General features: G+C 71.5%; 17 protein-coding genes. 8 read left to right on the forward strand and 9 right to left on the reverse strand.

From position 1 onward, the window contains the following. Nucleotides 1–59 precede the first annotated feature (59 nt). Genes ACFYWS_RS13340 through ACFYWS_RS13350 form a run of 3 tightly spaced genes read left to right on the forward strand, consistent with a single transcriptional unit; the run spans nucleotide 60 to nucleotide 2,070 of the window. Nucleotides 60–1,064 (forward strand): AraC family ligand binding domain-containing protein, encoded by a 1,005-nt coding sequence (locus ACFYWS_RS13340; protein ID WP_389274200.1) that lies wholly within the window; start codon nucleotides 60–62, stop codon nucleotides 1,062–1,064. Beyond that, nucleotides 1,016–1,765: an AzlC family ABC transporter permease gene (locus ACFYWS_RS13345; protein WP_389274203.1), complete on the forward strand. Its 750-nt coding sequence runs from the start codon at nucleotides 1,016–1,018 to the stop codon at nucleotides 1,763–1,765. The genes ACFYWS_RS13340 and ACFYWS_RS13345 overlap by 49 nt, the downstream gene beginning before the upstream one ends. Continuing rightward, the gene (locus ACFYWS_RS13350) at nucleotides 1,762–2,070 is read left to right on the forward strand and encodes an AzlD domain-containing protein (RefSeq protein ID WP_389274206.1); all 309 of its coding nucleotides are present in this window, start codon (nucleotides 1,762–1,764) and stop codon (nucleotides 2,068–2,070) included. The genes ACFYWS_RS13345 and ACFYWS_RS13350 overlap by 4 nt, the downstream gene beginning before the upstream one ends. On the opposite strand, the gene ACFYWS_RS13355 is transcribed toward ACFYWS_RS13350, so the two are convergent. Continuing rightward, a complete protein-coding gene (locus ACFYWS_RS13355) occupies nucleotides 2,060–3,358 on the reverse strand; it encodes an MFS transporter (RefSeq protein ID WP_389274209.1) in 1,299 nt (432 codons plus the stop codon). The two genes, ACFYWS_RS13350 and ACFYWS_RS13355, sit on opposite strands and share 11 nt — an antisense overlap. After that, nucleotides 3,349–4,752 (reverse strand): alkyl sulfatase dimerization domain-containing protein, encoded by a 1,404-nt coding sequence (locus ACFYWS_RS13360; protein WP_389274212.1) that lies wholly within the window; start codon nucleotides 4,750–4,752, stop codon nucleotides 3,349–3,351. Before ACFYWS_RS13360 ends, ACFYWS_RS13355 begins: the two co-directional genes overlap by 10 nt. Before the next feature lie 157 nt (nucleotides 4,753–4,909). On the opposite strand from ACFYWS_RS13360, the gene ACFYWS_RS13365 reads away from it, so the two are divergent. Beyond that, on the forward strand, nucleotides 4,910–6,088 hold the full coding sequence (locus tag ACFYWS_RS13365; RefSeq protein WP_389274215.1) for a PucR family transcriptional regulator: 1,179 nt from the start codon (nucleotides 4,910–4,912) through the stop codon (nucleotides 6,086–6,088). Nucleotides 6,089–6,133: 45 nt separating this feature from the next. On the opposite strand, the gene ACFYWS_RS13370 is transcribed toward ACFYWS_RS13365, so the two are convergent. Further along, complete coding sequence (locus ACFYWS_RS13370; protein WP_389274218.1) at nucleotides 6,134–7,084, reverse strand: hypothetical protein; 951 nt, start codon at nucleotides 7,082–7,084, stop codon at nucleotides 6,134–6,136. 79 nt (nucleotides 7,085–7,163) lie between these two features. Between ACFYWS_RS13370 and ACFYWS_RS13375 the strand changes: the two genes are divergently transcribed. Continuing rightward, a complete protein-coding gene (locus ACFYWS_RS13375) occupies nucleotides 7,164–7,358 on the forward strand; it encodes a DUF3046 domain-containing protein (protein ID WP_389274221.1) in 195 nt (64 codons plus the stop codon). 57 nt (nucleotides 7,359–7,415) lie between these two features. Further along, nucleotides 7,416–8,642 (forward strand): AI-2E family transporter, encoded by a 1,227-nt coding sequence (locus tag ACFYWS_RS13380; RefSeq protein ID WP_389274224.1) that lies wholly within the window; start codon nucleotides 7,416–7,418, stop codon nucleotides 8,640–8,642. A 6-nt stretch (nucleotides 8,643–8,648) separates the two neighbouring features. Here the strand turns inward: ACFYWS_RS13380 and ACFYWS_RS13385 are convergent, their stop codons facing one another. Together ACFYWS_RS13385 and ACFYWS_RS13390 are read right to left on the reverse strand one after the other, a co-directional pair. Further along, a complete protein-coding gene (locus ACFYWS_RS13385) occupies nucleotides 8,649–9,413 on the reverse strand; it encodes a hypothetical protein (RefSeq protein ID WP_389274227.1) in 765 nt (254 codons plus the stop codon). 83 nt (nucleotides 9,414–9,496) lie between these two features. After that, nucleotides 9,497–10,411, reverse strand: a complete 915-nt coding sequence (locus ACFYWS_RS13390) for an aminoglycoside phosphotransferase family protein (protein WP_389274230.1) — start codon at nucleotides 10,409–10,411, stop codon at nucleotides 9,497–9,499. Between the two features lie 243 nt (nucleotides 10,412–10,654). Here ACFYWS_RS13390 and recA point away from each other — a divergent pair, with 243 nt between their 5' ends. Then, nucleotides 10,655–11,773, forward strand: a complete 1,119-nt coding sequence (recA, locus tag ACFYWS_RS13395) for a recombinase RecA (RefSeq protein WP_389274233.1) — start codon at nucleotides 10,655–10,657, stop codon at nucleotides 11,771–11,773. 6 nt (nucleotides 11,774–11,779) lie between these two features. Beyond that, on the forward strand, nucleotides 11,780–12,568 hold the full coding sequence (gene recX / locus ACFYWS_RS13400) for a recombination regulator RecX (RefSeq protein WP_389274236.1): 789 nt from the start codon (nucleotides 11,780–11,782) through the stop codon (nucleotides 12,566–12,568). Between the two features lie 61 nt (nucleotides 12,569–12,629). On the opposite strand, the gene ACFYWS_RS13405 is transcribed toward recX, so the two are convergent. The 4 genes from ACFYWS_RS13405 to ACFYWS_RS13420 form a co-directional block, all read right to left on the reverse strand. Then, complete coding sequence (locus tag ACFYWS_RS13405; RefSeq protein ID WP_389274239.1) at nucleotides 12,630–13,028, reverse strand: rhodanese-like domain-containing protein; 399 nt, start codon at nucleotides 13,026–13,028, stop codon at nucleotides 12,630–12,632. Continuing rightward, nucleotides 13,025–13,594 carry a cysteine dioxygenase gene (locus ACFYWS_RS13410; protein WP_389274242.1) on the reverse strand — a complete coding sequence of 190 codons (570 nt, stop codon included), beginning with the start codon at nucleotides 13,592–13,594 and terminating at the stop codon, nucleotides 13,025–13,027. The genes ACFYWS_RS13405 and ACFYWS_RS13410 overlap by 4 nt, the downstream gene beginning before the upstream one ends. 81 nt (nucleotides 13,595–13,675) lie before the next feature. Then, nucleotides 13,676–13,765, reverse strand: a complete 90-nt coding sequence (locus ACFYWS_RS13415; RefSeq protein ID WP_323187227.1) for a putative leader peptide — start codon at nucleotides 13,763–13,765, stop codon at nucleotides 13,676–13,678. Between the two features lie 60 nt (nucleotides 13,766–13,825). Continuing rightward, nucleotides 13,826–15,511: an FAD-dependent monooxygenase gene (locus tag ACFYWS_RS13420; protein WP_389274246.1), complete on the reverse strand. Its 1,686-nt coding sequence runs from the start codon at nucleotides 15,509–15,511 to the stop codon at nucleotides 13,826–13,828. Between the last annotated feature and the right edge of the window lie 23 nt (nucleotides 15,512–15,534).

Below are 15,534 nucleotides of genomic sequence, written 5' to 3' on the forward strand. Positions count from 1 at the left end.
TGGCGGTGACCTGCGGAAACTGGTGGTTCGTCGCGGGTGGCCTGACGCAGAATGGGGCCATGGCACGGACAGCGGGGAAGGACGAATGGGCACGGCACTGGCGCTATGAGCGGCTGCCGGGGCTCGACCTGCTGCGGGCCCGCTACGTCCGGCACACCTTCCCGCGCCACAGCCACGACGGCTTCGTGATCGGTGCGGTCACGCGGGGCGTCGAGGCCATCGGCCTGCCCGACGGGACCTTGAACGCGGGCCCCGGGACCGTCGTCATGCTCAATCCGGAGGTGGCGCACACGGCGCGGGCGGGCGACCCGGACGGCTGGGCGTACGCCACGCTCTACCCCTCCGCCGACGTCATCGCCGAGATCGCCGCGGAGACCGGCACCGGGGGCGGCACCACGGTCTTCGGTGAGCAGATCGTCACCGACCCACAGGCCTCGCAGATGATCAACGAGGTGCACAGGGCGGCGGAGCAGGGCAACGCGCTGGCTGCCGACAGCCTCCTCAGGATCGTGCTCGCCCGGCTGCTCCGGGCGCACGGGGCCTCCTTCGCCGCGCGGCCCCGGCAGTCCGCGGGGGCCACGGCCGCGGACCGCGCGCGCGAAGTCCTCGAAGAGCGTCTGGCGGACCCGCCGTCCCTGGAAGCCCTCGCGGCCGAGCTCGGCACCAGCCCCTTCGCGCTGCTGCGGGCCTTTCGCGACGCGTACGGGATGCCGCCGCACACCTGGCTCACCAATGCGCGGGTGCGCGTGGCACGGCGGCTCCTGGAGGCGGGGACGCCGCCCGCCGATGCCGCCGTGGCCCTCGGCTTCTCCGACCAGCCGCACCTGAACCGGCACTTCACCCGGATCGTCGGGGTGCCGCCGGGCGCGTACCAGCGCGAGCGCAAGAACGTACAAGAACAGGAACCGCCCCTCCTCGTACCGTGCGAGGCGTGGCAGACAAGACAACACCCACAGACATACGTAGAGCAGAGGCCGGCCCTCCCGAGCCCGAGCCTGAGCAATCGACCGGGCTCTTGCTCGAGTCCGAGCCCGCGTCCGAGTCGGGGCAGGTCGGCGAGGTAGACAAGCCGGACTCCGCCGTCGTCCGTGACGCGCTCGGCGTCGGCGTCGCAGTAGGCCTTTCCGGATTCGCCTTTGGAGTGACCTCGGCGGGGAGTGGGCTCAGCGTGCTGCAGACCTGCGCGCTCAGCCTCCTTGTCTTCACGGGGGCGTCGCAGTTCGCGCTCGTCGGAGCGCTCGCGGCCGGCGGCAACCCGCTCACGGCCGCCGCGGGAGCGTTCTTCCTGGGCGTGCGCAACGCGTTCTACGGACTGCGCCTGTCCCAGTTGCTCGCTCTCCCGCGCGCGGTGCGGCCGTTCGCCGCTCACTGGGTCATCGACGAGACGTCGGCCGTCGCGCTGGCGCAGCCGACCCGGCGCAGCGTGCGGGTCGGTTTCACGGTCACAGGACTGACCCTGTACGTGCTGTGGAACCTCACTACGCTGCTCGGCGCCCTGGGGGCCGAGGCCATCGGTGACACCGATGCCTGGGGTCTCGACGCGGCCGGGCCCGCGGTGTTCCTGGCGCTGCTGGCGCCGATGCTGAAGTCGACCATGGAGCGGGCCGTCGCCGGCCTCGCTGTGGTCCTAATGCTCGGCTTGCTTCCCGTACTGCCGGCAGGGATGCCGGTGCTCGTGGCCGCCCTCGCGGCCCCGGCCGCGCTCTACGTAGAGGGGCGCCGCCGCGGCACGGCGCCCAACGCACCACAAGGAGAAGACCGTTGAACGTCTGGATCGCCATCGCGGTCACCGCGGTCGGCTGCTACGCCGTGAAACTGATCGGTCTGCTGGTGCCCGCGGGCGCCCTGGAACGGCCCGTGGTGAAGCGTCTTTCGGCGCTGCTCCCGGTCGCTCTGCTGGCCGCCCTCACGGCCCAGCAGACCTTCGCGGACGGGCGCGTGCTGCTCCTCGATGCCAGGGCGGCCGGGCTCGCCGCGGCGGCCGTCGCGCTCGTGCTGCGGGCGCCGTTCCTGGTGGTGGTCGCGGTGGCCGTGGTGGTCACCGCGGGGGTGCGGGCGCTTACGGGGTGACCTGGTGCGCGGGGAGGGCGGCCGGGGTCTCAGGGACGCCGAGCCGCCCCGCCGTGCGCTCGGGGCGGCAGAAGACGGCCGCGAGGACACCGCCCGTCACCAGGAGGGCAGCGGTCAGCAGCCAGCCGTGCTCATAGCCCGCCGACACGGTGGCGGCGCCGTCCACCAAGCGCCCCAGGACGAGCGGCGAGACGATGCCCCCGAGGGCGTACACGCACGTCAATGCGCCCAGCACCGTGCCCCGTTGGACCGGGGGTGCGATACGGGAGCAGGCCGTCGCCGCGACTGTGAGCATCACCATGGCAAGCGCCATCGGCCCCAGCATCATCGGTACCTTCACGGCCTGCGAGTCGGACAGGGCGAACAGGGCGGTCGCGCAGCCCGAGAGGGCGACCAGGAGTCCCGCACCCGCGCCCACCGGGATGCGGGGCTGCGTTCCCTTCAGGGCCGAGCGTCGCGCCAGCAGGCCGTGCACCAGGAGGACGGCGCCGTGAGCGACGGCTCCCGCGCCGACCATGGTGCTCGCCTGGTGCAGATTCCAGCCCATGACGTTCTCCATGTAGTCCGGCGCCCAGGTCAGCGTCGCACTCATCGACCAGTACGCCGCGAACGATCCGAAGGCCGCGGTCAGGAACGTGGGCGACAACAGGACACGGCGCAGCGGCACCGTGAGGCCGTCCTGCGGCGTCTGTCCCGCCTCCTTGCCGACGTTCGGGGCCAGGGGGCCCTCCTTGCCCCACAGGAGCCACGCCGCCGCCCAGACAAGGCCGACAAGACCCACCGCGCCGAACGACCAGCGCCAGCCCCAGTGGGTGATCACCCAGCTCAGCGCGGGCGCGGCCACCGCGACCCCGGCCGCGGCGCCGACGAGCAGCAGCGCGGTCGGCAATGCCCGCTCGCGCTGCGGAAACCAGCCGTGCACGTGATGCATCGCGACCGGCGCCGCAGGCCCCTCTGCGGCGCCCAGAAGGACGCGGGTGGCCACCAGCGCGCCGAAGCCTGCCGCACCCCACAGCATCGGCAGCTGCGCCGCCGACCACAGCAGGGCGAGCCCCAGGAGCAACGGCGTTGTACGCACCCGCTTCGTGAGGGCCGAGACGCCGAGGGCCGCGACCGAGAACAGTGCGAAGAACGCCGACTGCGCTGTGCCGAACTCCTGGCGGCTGATGCCGAAGTCCGCCCGGATCTCGGGGCCCGCGAGCCCCAGGACCGCCTTGTCCGCGAAGTTCACCACCATGAAGGCGAGCAGCAGCCATGTGGTGCGCCATGCCCCGCGCATCAGCAGCATCCGTCCTCGTCGTCGACCACGCCGACGCTGATCGCACCGCCGGCCCGCTTGCGGCCCTCGGGAGAGCGCGTCAACTCCGTGGCCACGTCCGTGCCTTCGGCCACCGCGGCGGACTCGGCGGCCGCCCAGGCGAAGACCCCGCGCGCCATGGTCGAGGTCTCCCTGCCCGCCCGCTGCGCGTACACCTCGGCACGCGTGCGTGCCACTTCGGGATCCGTGGGGGCCGCCAGAGCCGCCGTCTCCGCCAGGTGCGAGGCGAGCCGTGCGTCGCCCGCCGCGAGCAACTCCCGTGCCCGTTCGGCCAGTGCCGCGGCGCCGCCCGCCGCGCGCGTGTACTCGGCCGCGACGGCCGCCTCCGGGGCGGGCTTGAGGTGGGCCGGGTTCTGGTCGTACCAGCCGCCCCACAGGCGCCACAGGTTCCGGACGACGAACTCAGGCTCGTCATAGGCGGGGTGGAGGTACGGGCGGGACAGGAGTTCGTCGGGGACCTTCACTTCATGGATGACCGTGTCGAGCCGGTGCCCCGCGTTCATCAGCTCCCGCGTCTGCTCGCAGAGCGACTCCAGGAAGCGCGCGGTGTCATCCAGGGCGCGGTTCACGCGTTCGACGCCCATGATGGGAACGCCGTGCCCCGGCAGCAGCAGCTCCGCGCCCAGCTCCTGCATGGAGCGCAGGGCCCGCGCCCAGTCCTCGGGGTAGCGCTGCACCTTCTGCGGGTTGCCCGCGTTCGGCGTGTTCCAGATGAACAGGTCGCCCGTGCACAGGGCTTTGAGCTCCGGCACCCATACGTAGGTGTGGTCGTCGGTCTCCCCGCGCGCGTGGACGAGCTCAAAAGTCAGCTCGCCGCGGCGGAACGCCAGCCGGTCCCGGTAGACGGTGTCCGGGTAGCGGTAGGTGGTGGGCCACTCCAGGGAGGGCACGCCGAACTGCCGCCTGTTGATCCACGAGTTGTAGCCGGCCGTCCGGATGTAGCGGTCGAAACGGGCGGACACGGCCTCGTGCGCCACCACCTCGGGGCGTGCGGTGCCGGTCTCCTCCGCCTCCTTGTCGAAGGGGAACACTCCGAAGACGTGATCCACGTGTCCGTGTGTGTACACCACGGAGCGCACCGGTCCCGTACCGAACCCCTTGACCGCCGTGTGCAGTCGCGTCGCCGTACGGAAGTCGCCCGAATCGACGAGCACCGCACCGTCACCCGTGTCGAAGACCGTCACGTTGGCGAAAGCGGGGAAGAAGCCCACCCGTGGGCTCAGCCGGACCAGTTCGTCCCCGGTGTAGGCGCCCGAGAGATGCGGAAGCAACGTCTCCGACCCCTGCCAGACCCGGTCCGCGTAGTCGGCGTAGTCCACCGGCTTCCGCGAGGCTGCATCGGGCGCGGTGTTGTGCTCGGTCATGGGCACGGCTCCTCCGGGTGGGGGTGGTGCTTTCGGCTTGCCCCGAGTCAAGGCGCACAAGGAGGGCCGGGACAGCGCTCGACGTCACATTCCGGTTGTCCCAGTGCTGTGACGCGTCACAATGGAGCGCTCTGTAGCCGACGTCGGTGGAGGCCCCGTGCCGTTGTCCCCGCAAGCGCGTTCTCTTGCCGCGCGCTGCGAGCCGCGTGTCAACGAACTGGCGCGCCGCATGGCCCGGGAGGCCTTCGAGGAGCTGCCCGGCTACGCGGAGCTGCCGGACGACGTGAAGGACCTGGAGGTCGCGGCGACCGTGCGGTACGGCGTACGGCTGTTCCTGCGCCACGTCGACGACCCGGACGCGCAACGGCCCGGAAGCCACCAGTTGTTCCGTGAGAGGGCCGCTCAGCGCGCCGAGGAGGGCATGCCGCTGCACCTCCTGCTGCGCACGCACGCGCTCGGCTCCTACGTCCTGTGGCGGGCGCTGCGCGAAGCGGCGCAGCCCGGCGACGAGGCGGCCCTCGTCGAACTCGTCGACCTCCTGCTGCGCGCCCAGCCCGGCGTCGTCGGATCGGTAGCCGAGACGTACCTGGACGAACGGTCCGCCCTTGAGGCCGAACAGCACGCGCAGCGGCGGTCGTTGGTGCGCGGGCTGCTCGACGGGATGGTGCCGCCCGGACACGTGCTCCTCGACCAGCTCCGGCTCACGGGGCCCGCCCACGTGCTCGCGCTCGGCATGGACGCGGATCCCACGGAGGGGCCCGTCGCGGTGCGCCGCCGGCTGCGCAGGCTGCAGAGCGTCCTGGACCGCACGTTCGGTGCGGCCGTGCTCACCCTCCTGGACGGCGACGGGGGACAGGTCGTCGTCCCGAAGGACTGCCCTCCGCCCGACGACCTGCCGCACCACCTGAGCCGGGCGAGCGGCCTGCCCGTACGCGTGGCCGCGGTGCGGGCGGACGGCCCCGAACTCATACCCGACGCGGCCCGCACCGCGACCGAGGTCCTGCGCATCACGCGCGCGTGCGGCCTGCCACCGGGCCTGCACCGCCTCGACGACGTCCTGCTCGAGTACCACCTGTCTCGGCGCAACGAGAGCAGCCACCTCATCGCCGCCCTCCTCGACCCTGTCGCCGAGCGGCCGGAGCTCCTGGAGACGCTCCGTACGCACCTGACCCACCAACAGGACCGCAGGGTCACCGCCGAGGCGCTCGGACTGCACCCGAACACGGTCGACAACCGGCTGGCGAGGATCGCCGAGTGGACCGGCATCGAACTGTCCTCACCGCGCGGCACGGCTCTGGCCATCGCGGCGCTTCTCCTGCGCGACGCGGATCAGTGAGGGGAACGCGGCACTACAGAGGGCCGCGGCACGGCAACGGTGGCACTACAAGGGACGCCCGTAGGCGCGCAGCGTGCGCAGTGCGTCGATGGTCACCATGGGGCGTGCCTCCATGGAGATCGTCGACGCCCACTGGCGCCAGTTGATCGGCCAACCACCGTCCTCCTGCTGCTCGCTCACCAGGTGGTCGAGCGAACGGCCCATCTCCTCGTCGGTGAACCAGGAGCGCGCCAGCGACTCGGGCGCCTTGGCGAAGTCGTACGGGAAGTGGTGCTCGTCCGGCGCGTAGCCGGGCGCGACCGGGTAGTCCTCCTTGCGCTCCGGATCGAGCACCGCGAGCCGCTGCTCGCGCACGAGGCGGCCGAGCCGGTCGGCGGCGACCCGCGCGCGCGGGCGGTCGGGTGCGCTGTCCAGGAAGGCGACCGCGGCCTGGACCTCGTACGGGTGGGACGTCTTCAGGGACTCGACGGCCGACCAGCAGAAGTCGGTGGCCCGGAACAGCCAGGCGTGCCACACCTCGTTGCGGTGCAGCAGGCCGACGACGGGTCCGGTGGCCAGCAGCTCGCTCGGCGGGTCGTCCACCACGGGGATGAACGGGGCGCAGGGATAGCCGCGTTGGCTGGGATGCACTGCCGGAAGCGCGCCTTCCGGCGTGGACACGGCGGTCAGGTAGCGGCACACCCGCTCCACGCGCTGACCCGAGCACCGCCCGATCGAGTCGAGGACGCGCAGTGCGTGCCCGGTGTGCAGGGGCTGGCTGACCGGGCCGCGCAGGTCCGGTTCGAGGGCGTGTCCATAGCCCTCGTCCTCGTTGCGGTACGCGGCAAGCGACGTCTCGACCGCGTCGGCCGCCGCGGGGGAGCCGTCCAGGAAGTGATAGGTGAAGCGGCGCTGTTCAAGGACGCGTGCGGTCAGCCAGATGAATGTCTCGGCACGCGAGAGCGGGGAGCGTGCCGGGGGCGACGGGGGGAGTGGGGAAGCTCCGGTTTCGGCCATGCACCGACCGTAGGACGGAAAGCGTTCTCGACAAGCCTCCCGGGCACGGCTGCACTCTCAGGGGCGGGATACTGGACGCATGCGGTTGACGGTCTTCTGGCAGCGAATGACGGATCACTTCGGATCCGGTTACGCCGACACGTTCGCGAGTGATCATGTGATGGCGGGGCTCGGCGGGCGAACGGTCCACCAGGCGCTCGACGCGGGCTGGGAGGCCAAGGACGTCTGGCGTGTTGTGTGCACAGCGGTGGACGTACCGGACGAGAAGCGCTGAAGAGTGACGGAACAGGGGCGGCCGACGATTGTCGGCGACGTGGGCGAGACTGGCAGCGTGGCACCGACAGACGAAACCTTCCAGGTGGCGGACGACGCCGCGCCGCCCGGCACCACGCCGCCAGAGCGGCCGCTGGGCTCTGCGCCGACCCCGCGAGCGGGGATGCCGCGCTGGCTGCCGCGTGCCATGGTGCTCGCCCTGGCCCTCATCGCCTGCTACCAGCTGGGTTATTGGGCCTTCCACCAGCTGATCGGGCTGCTGACCAACGTGTTGATCGCGTTCTTCCTGGCGCTCGCCGTGGAGCCCGCGGTCAGCAGGATGGCGGCGCGCGGGCTGCGCCGGGGCTTTGCCACCTTCCTGGTGTTTCTGGCCGTGGTGATAGTGAGCGCGGGCTTCGTCGTGCTCATGGGGTCGATGCTCGCGGGCCAGATCGTGGACATGTTCGACGACTTCCCGATGTACCTCGACCAGCTCATCAGGTGGGTCAACGACACGTTCCACACGGATCTCAACAGGGTCGAGGTACAGGACAGCCTGCTGCACTCGGACTGGCTCCAGAAGTACGTCCAGAACAGTGCCACCGGCGTCCTGGATGTCTCCACGCAGGTGCTCGGCGGGCTGTTCCAGCTTCTGACGGTTCTGCTGTTCTCCTTCTACTTCGCGGCCGACGGCCCGCGCCTGCGGCGTGCACTGTGCTCGGTCCTGCCGCCCGCCAAGCAGGCCGAGGTGCTGCGCGCCTGGGAGATCGCCGTCGACAAGACCGGTGGGTATCTCTACTCGCGTGGCCTCATGGCGCTGATCTCAGGGGCCGCGCACTACGTCCTGCTCGCGGCGCTCGGCGTCCCGTACGCGCCCGTGCTCGCCGTGTGGGTGGGACTCGTCTCGCAGTTCATCCCGACCATCGGCACGTACCTGGCGGGCGCCCTGCCGATGCTGATCGCCTTCACCGTGGATCCCTGGTACGCGCTGTGGGTGCTCATCTTCGTAGTCGTGTACCAGCAGTTCGAGAACTACGTGCTGCAGCCGAAGCTGACGGCGAAGACGGTGGACATCCACCCGGCGGTCGCCTTCGGCTCGGTCATCGCGGGCACCGCGCTCCTGGGGGCCGTTGGTGCCCTGATCTCGATCCCGGCCGTCGCGACGCTGCAGGCGTTCCTGGGGGCGTACGTGAAGCGTTACGACGTCACGGACGACCCGCGCGTGCACGGGCACCGCAGACGCGGGGCGTCTCTCTGGGTGCGGATGCGGCGCGTCGTGAAGGAGCCGGATCCCGGGGACCGGTAGCTCGCCTCAGTACGTGACGACCGCCCAGAGCGCGGACGCGAGAACAGCGGCCGCGTAGCAGCCGACCGCCACGTACATGACGCGCAGCTTGAGGTGGCCGTTCCAGGTCGTGCGGGACATGAGCCAGGCCAGGGCCGGAAGCACCAGCACCGCGTGCAGGCTGACACCGTGCAGCGGCTTGAGGGCGGCCGTCGAGTGGTAGGCCGCCTCCTGGTGCCCGGTCCGTGTCAGGACGACACCGCGCGCGATCATTGCCGCGCCGGACGCGAGGGCCACCAGGAGGACGGCGAACCCGGTGCGCACGGCGAGGGGCATGCCTGTAGGGCCGCCCGGCCGGTTCCTGAAGGACACGACGGCGAAGGACGTCAGGAGTGCCACCAGGATGCCGCCGCCCGCCGCGAGGGACATGGAGACGACACTGTCGAATGCGGTCTCCATGTCGAGGTGCGACGGCACCTTGCGCCACGCCTGAAGGGTGATTCCGGCGACCTCCAGGACGCAGTCCGCGGCGAACACCACGAGCAGGGCGCCGCGCAGCCGGGCGCCGACCTTGAGGTACGAGGTCACCCAGGTGATGGCCATGAGTGTCAGGCCGAAGGAGAGCCCGAAGGTGATGGGCTTGCGCCAGGAGACCGGCCCGTTCCAGGGGCCGCCGTCGGCTCCGAAGACGACGAGGTGCACGAGGCCGGACGCGACCAGGGCCGCGCCGGTCGCGTAGCAAAGGCGCTCGGCGGGGCGACGGGTCGGAAGTCGGTTCGCGTGGGTGGCCATGGGGACAAGGCTCATTGCATCGGCCCTTGTGGTCGTCGCCCGGCTGAAGACACTCGCCGTACGACGCGGGGAGTACGCGCGGGTCAGCGCGCGGCCGAGGCGACGAGGCGGCGCAGTGAGGCGTGCCCGGGCGGTCCCCAGGAGGGTTTGCCGCCGGGGCGGTCCTCGTCGCCGGCGTGCCCGATGAGGATGCAGACCAGGGCCTTCATGACGGCCCAGCCGCGGGCGCGGCGCAGGGTGGCGGCATCGGGGGCCGGCCGGTATGCGCTGTGGAAGCGCTCGATGGCGCCTTCCGGCAGCAGCAACCAGGCGGCGGCGAGATCCCAGGCCGGATCGCCCACACAGAGGTCACCGAAGTCGATCACGCCGCAGAACGTGCCGTCCGTGGTGAGGAGGTTGGCCGGATGCAGGTCGGCGTGGAGCCACAGCGGCGGGCCCGACCACTCCGGCGCACCGGCGGCGTCCTCCCAGACCGCGAGGACGGCGTCCGGGTCGGGGATCAGGCCGTGCTCGGTGGCCTCGGAGAGCTGCTGGGTGATCCCCTCGGCATGGTCGGCCAGCGGGCCCCCACGGTCGCGGCCGGTCGGCGCCCCCTCGGGGGCCGGCTGGTGAAGAGCCGACAGGAAGGCGGCCAGGGTGTCGGCCGACTCGGGTGCGGTGGCGGGGGCCCGGTCGGCGGGCGACCCCGGTACCCAGGTGGTGACGATCCAGGGGCGAGGAAACCGCTCGGAGGGCTCACCGAGGCGCTGGGGGACGGGAACGGGCAGGGGCAGACTCGGGGCGAGGGCGGGGAGCCAGGCGTGCTCCTTGCGCAGCAGCGCGTCCGCGGATCCGGTGGCCCAGGGCAGCCGGACGGCAAGGTCCTCGCCGAGCCGCCACAGCTGGTTGTCCCACCCGCGGGCACCGAGTCTCACGGGGCGGTCGGCCAGGTCAGGGTGCTGCTCGTGGAGCAGTTCCTGGACCAGCTCTGCGGTGATCTCGATCGAGGTGTGGGTCATGCGGAGCCACGGTAGTCGAGGCGCGCCGGCCCGCGTGGTGCGCTTGACACCGAAATCGAACATCCATTCTTATGGAGTGTCCAGAGCTACTTTTCCCAGTGTTTCCAAGGGATTCGGGGAAGGTGGCCGGGCGAGGAGCCTCGAGTTATCCACAGGCGAGACAGGCGTCGAGGCCGATTGTCAGTGGCAGGCGTTAGCGTCTTTGGCGTGAAGCGATCGACTCAAGCACACCGGGTGGAACCCATGGCAGGAACCGACCGCGAGAAGGCGCTCGACGCCGCGCTCGCGCAGATTGAACGGCAATTTGGTAAGGGCGCAGTGATGCGCATGGGCGAGCGGCCGAATGAGCCCATCGAGGTCATCCCCACCGGGTCGACCGCGCTCGACGTCGCGCTCGGCGTCGGCGGAATTCCGCGTGGCCGTGTGGTGGAGGTGTACGGGCCGGAGTCCTCCGGTAAGACGACCCTGACCCTGCACGCCGTGGCCAACGCGCAGAAGGCCGGCGGCCAGGTGGCCTTCGTGGACGCCGAGCACGCGCTCGACCCCGAATACGCGAAGAAGCTCGGCGTAGACATCGACAACCTGCTCCTGTCCCAGCCGGACAACGGTGAGCAGGCTCTCGAGATCGTCGACATGCTGGTCCGTTCCGGCGCCCTCGACCTGATCGTCATCGACTCCGTCGCCGCGCTCGTGCCGCGTGCGGAGATCGAGGGCGAGATGGGCGACTCGCACGTGGGCCTGCAGGCCCGCCTGATGAGCCAGGCGCTCCGGAAGATCACCAGCGCGCTCAACCAGTCCAAGACCACCGCGATCTTCATCAACCAGCTGCGCGAGAAGATCGGCGTCATGTTCGGCTCGCCCGAGACCACGACCGGTGGTCGCGCGCTGAAGTTCTACGCCTCGGTGCGTATCGACATCCGCCGTATCGAGACCCTGAAGGACGGCACGGACGCGGTCGGCAACCGCACCCGCGTCAAGGTCGTCAAGAACAAGGTCGCGCCGCCCTTCAAGCAGGCCGAGTTCGACATCCTGTACGGGCAGGGCATCTCCCGCGAGGGCGGCCTGATCGACATGGGCGTGGATCACGGCTTCGTCCGCAAGGCCGGCGCCTGGTACACGTACGAGGGCGATCAGCTCGGCCAGGGCAAGGAGAACTCGCGCAACTTCCTGAAGGACAACCCCGACCTGGCCAACGAGATCGAGAAGAAGATCAAGGACAAGCTGGGCGTCGGCGTCCGTCCGGAGGAGCCGGGCAGCGAGCCGGGCGCGGACGCGGCGGAGGCCACCCCTGCCGAGGACGCGGCCAAGACGGTGCCCGCGCCCAAGGCGGCCAAGTCCAAGGCCGCGGCGGCCAAGAGCTAGTCCGCCGTGACACGACGAACCGACTGGGCCGATGACGACGTACGCTTCGCCGTTCCCGAAGGCCGGGGGAGCGGGGGCGGCGAGGCGTACGACGACACGGCGTACGGCGAGGCCGGGGATGACGTCGAAGCGGGGAGCGGCGCGGTGGACGAGCCGCACCGTGGTGGACGCAAGCGGGGCGGAGCCGGGGCCGGGCCGCGTGGGCGTCGGCGCCGGGGCGGATTCGGGGATCCTTCCGGCGCCGCAAAGGACGACGGCCCCCCTGACTCGTCGAGGGCCGAGCGGGGGGCGCCGTCAGGAGACCCGGCTGAGCGGGCGCGGAACATCTGTCTGCGCCTGCTCACCGGGACTCCGCGCACGCGCAAGCAGCTGGCCGACGCGCTGCACAAGCGCGAGATCCCCGATGACGTGGCGGACGAAGTGCTCACCCGGTTCGAAGAGGTGGGGCTGATCAATGACAGCGCCTTCGCGGACGCGTGGGTGGAGTCGCGGCACCACGGCCGGGGACTTGCCCGCCGGGCGCTCGCCCGTGAGCTGCGGACCAAGGGCGTGGACTCGACGGTGATCGACGAGGCGGTCGGGCAGCTCGACTCCGAGCGGGAGGAGGAGACCGCGCGCGAACTCGTTGCGCGCAAGCTCCGTTCCACGCGAGGCCTTGACCGCGACAAGAGACTGCGCCGCCTCGCGGGGATGCTCGCCCGCAAGGGGTATCCGGAAGGCATGGCGCTGCGCGTGGTGCGGCAGGCATTGGAGGAAGAGGGGGAGGAAACCGAGGACTTGGGGTTCGGGGAGTAACGACTGAACCGGGAGCCGGGAGCGCAGCGCTCCCGCGCCCCCGGACCACCACGATCTGCCCCTACGCCTCCGTGACCGGCAGTCCCGCCGCTCGCCACGCCTGGAAGCCGCCCACCAGGTCCGTCGCGCGGTGCAGGCCCAGTTGGTGCAGGGAGACGGCGGCGAGGCTCGACGCGTAACCCTCGTTGCAGACGACCACGACGCGCAGATCGTGACCAGTGGCCTCCGGAGCGCGGTGGCTGCCACGGGGGTCGAGGCGCCACTCCAGTTCGTTGCGCTCGACCACAAGAGCCCCGGGGATCAGGCCGTCGCGCTCCCGCAGCGCCGCGTACCGGATGTCGACCAGCAGCGCCTCGCCACGGGACGCCGCGTCGAACGCGCCCCTCGCCTCGACCCGATCGAGACCGGACCGCACCCGTTCCAGAAGTTCGTCGATACCCACCGGCGATGAAGCGCTCACTGCCAGTCCTCCGGTTGTTCCACCGATTCCAGGCGCAGCACCGGGCCGGTGCGGCTGTACCGCCGGATCCGGGGGAGCGGCGGGTAGTAGGCGTGGACCGAGACGGCGTGCTCGGTGGGGGACTCGTTCAGGACCTCGTGCACGTGATGGCGGCCGAAGGCGCGTCCCTCGCCGGCTCCCAACTGCCGTTCCCTGTCGACGTCTTCGGAGAGTTCCAGGGTCTTCCACCCGTCGGTGGGAAGGCGGGCGGCGAGCGAGTTCTCCGTGAGTGCGCCGCCCGCGGTCAGGAAGGCGCCGACGGACTCGGCGTGATCGTGCCAGCCCGTGCCGGTGCCCGGCGGCCAGCCGATGAGCCAGGCCTCACTGCCGTCGGGGCCTTCGAGCCGCACCCATGTGCGGCCCTCCGGATCGAGCGGCAGCGAGGCGATCAGATCGCGGTCCTGAGCGACGCGGCGGACGAATGCGAGGAGTTCGGCCTGCGTGGGCGCGGCCGACGGCGTACGGGAAGCAGCCGTACGGGAATGCGCAGCGGATTGCGCGAGAGCGGATTGCGTGAAACTGGACACCAGTACCGTCCTGGGAGTTCGCGAGCAGCACGCGCCGCCGAAACGCCGGACGGCGGGCACGTGAAAGGAAGGGATGCGAATTCAGCAGGAGGGGTGACACACGCAGCCCGCGTAGCGGATGAGGTCCATATGGACCCTCCGCCACAGGCGTACATCGGTGTCGACCGTCACGCTCCGGAGTACACCATGGGGGCAGGAGACGGTCAACTCACCGACAGGTCAGCGAGCGGTTCAGCGGGCGGCGCCGCTCTTCACCGGACCCTTCTCCTCCGCGGGCCTGCCGAGGGCCGTGCGCGCCGCCTCGTAGAGCTCCGCCGGGCGTACGCCACTCAGCGCCGTGACCAGATGGCCGTCGGGCCGGATCAGCAGCACCGTGTGCGCCGCGGCCTGTGGGTAACGCTCCGCGACAAGCAGCTCGGCCTCGTGGGGGAGGGCCGCGACGGCCGCCGCGAGCCGCGGCATCAGCCCCGCGGACATCCAGTGCTTGCGCTCCCACACCCCGGTCCCGGGGGCGACGAGGACGACGAGCAGTGGCCCGCGGCCGAGCCGGTCCCTCAGGCGTACGAACGAGCCGTCGGGCGCGGTCACATCGACATCGGCGATCGGCGCGCCCGGCGTCGTGCCCACCTCCACCTGCGACTCGGAGCGCGGAGGTGCGAGCGGCGAGTCGGAGTACGCCCCCGGCGCGCCGAGCGGCCCGTGCCCCAAGTGACCGTCCGTGAGCAGCGCGTCGTGCCCGCGCGCGGCACCGGGGACGTAGGCCCGCAGCCCGCCGCCACCGCGCAGTATCGGCAGCGCCTGGTCCGCGGCGCGCAGCCGCCCGGCCACCACGGCACGGCGCTCGGCCTGATAGCTGTCGAGCAGCGCGTCGCCGGCGGAGTGCGCCCCGTCGTGCCAGGCGAGGGCCAGCTTCCAGGCGAGGTTGTCGGCGTCACGCAGCCCCTCGTCCAGGCCTTGTGTGCCGAGCGCGCCCAGCAGGTGCGCCGCGTCCCCCGCGAGGAAGACGCGGCCCACGCGCCAGCGGCGGGCGAGCCGGTGGTGGACCGTATGGACTCCGGTGTCGAGCAGTTCGTACGGCGGGGTGGAGCCTCCGCACCAGCCCGCGAGGGTCTCCCGGATGCGGGTCACGAGGACATCCGGGGTGACCAGATCGCTGCGGGGCGGCAGCAACCAGTCCAGGCGCCAGACGCCGTCGGCGAGGGGGCGGCCGACGACCTCCGAGCCCGGGCGGCCCGAGGCCCGCCACGGAGGGTTCCGATGGAGCAACGCTTCACCGGGCCACGGAAGTTCCGCGCGCAGCGCGGCGACCGCGTGCCGTTCGACGGCCGTGCGGCCGGGGAAGCGGATGTCCAGGAGCTTGCGCACCGTGGAGCGCGGCCCGTCGCAGCCCACGAGGTAACTGCCGCGCCACCACGTGCCCTTGGGGCCACGCGTGTGTGCGGTCAGGCCCGTCTTCTCCTCCTCGAGCGAGTCGAGGCGGCTGTCGACGGCTACCTTGATGAGCCGCTCGGCGTCGACGGCCCTGCGCAGGGCGTCGGTCAGGTCGTGCTGGGCGATGTGCAGCGGCGCGGGTAGTGTCTCGCCGGGCGACACCGGCCCACCGGGTGCCCCCGGTCCATCAGATGCTCCCGGCTCACCGTCGGCGTTCTGCTCACCGAAGGTGAGCACACCCATCACTTGCTTGCGGCGCATGGAGCGCCAGCCCGTCCAGCGGGCGGCGATCCCCTCGAACGACGTACCCGCGAGCCGCTCGGCCAGCGCCGCGGTGTCCTCGCGCAGCACCACCGTGCGTGCGGGCCGCTGTTCGTCCTTGCCGGGGCCCTCGTCGAGGATCACGGAGGGTACGCCGTGCCGTGCGAGAGCGAGGGACAGAGCGAGCCCGACGGGACCCGCTCCGACGACGATCACCGGGTCCACGGCGCGGCCCCTCCCGCCCCGAG

This window comes from Streptomyces sp. NPDC002795, from assembly GCF_042888725.1.
Taxonomy (GTDB): Bacteria; Actinomycetota; Actinomycetes; order Streptomycetales; family Streptomycetaceae; genus Streptomyces.